General features: G+C 70.3%; 1 protein-coding gene. It reads left to right on the forward strand.

Annotated elements, in window-relative coordinates; translation table 11 throughout:
* The coding region (locus tag AC1DS3_RS38955) for a hypothetical protein (protein WP_477129403.1) at window positions 1–1,074 on the forward strand (1,074 nt) is incomplete at both ends.

Genomic DNA, 1,074 nt, shown 5'->3' on the forward strand with positions numbered 1-1,074 from the left:
TCACGCCGATCACGCCGACCAACGACGCCAACTTCACGCTGAGCGTGGCGGCGACCRCYRCCGACGGCGAGGGCAAYCTCAGCGCCACCACCACGGCCACCGAGGCGGTGACGGTCAATCCGCTGGCGCCGACCCTGGCGCCGGTGGCCGAGAGCGGAGTCGAGGGCGCGGCGATCGCGCTGAACCTCGGCGCCACGGTCAACGGCCTGACTGGCGACAGCAACAGCCTGGCCTCGCTGATGGTCAGTGCGATCCCGGTCGGGGCCACGTTGAGCGATGGCAGCCACAGCTTCACCGCCGATGCGAGCCACAGCGCGGTCGATGTCCATGGCTGGACGCTAGGYTCACTGACGATCACGCCGACCAATGACGCCAACTTCACGCTGAGCGTGGCGGCCACCGCCACCGACGGCGAAGGCAACCTCAGTACCACCACCACGGCCACCGAGGCGGTGACGGTCAACCCGCTGGCGCCMCCCCTGGCGCCGGTGGCMGAGAGYGGGGTCGAGGGCGCGGCCATCGCGCTGARCCTCGGCGCCACGGTCAATGGCCTCGCCGGCGACGGCAACAGCCTGGCYTCGCTGGTGGTCGGKGCGATCCCGCTGGGGGCCACGTTGAGCGACGGCAGCCACAGCTTCACCGCCGATGCGAGCCACAGCGCGGTCGATGTCCATGGCTGGACCTTGTCGAGCCTGACCATCACGCCAACCAGCGACGCGAACTTCACGCTGAGCGTGGCGGCCACCACTGCCGACGGCGAAGGCAACCTCAGCACCACCACCACCGCCACCGAGGCGGTGACGGTCAACCCGCTGGCGCCGACCCTGGCGCCGGTGGCCGAGAGCGGAGTCGAGGGCGCGGCSATCGCGCTGAAYCTSGGCGCCACGGTCAACGGCCTSGCCGGCGACRGCAATGGCCTGGCCTCGCTGGTGGTCGGGGCGATCCCGGTCGGTGCCACTGTGAGCGACGGCAGCCACAGCTTCACGGCCGATGCGAGCCACACTGCGGTCGATGTCCATGGCTGGACCTTATCGAGCCTGACGATCACACCGACCAGCGACGCCAACTTCACGC

Source organism: Cupriavidus sp. 01L46 (assembly GCF_056399905.1).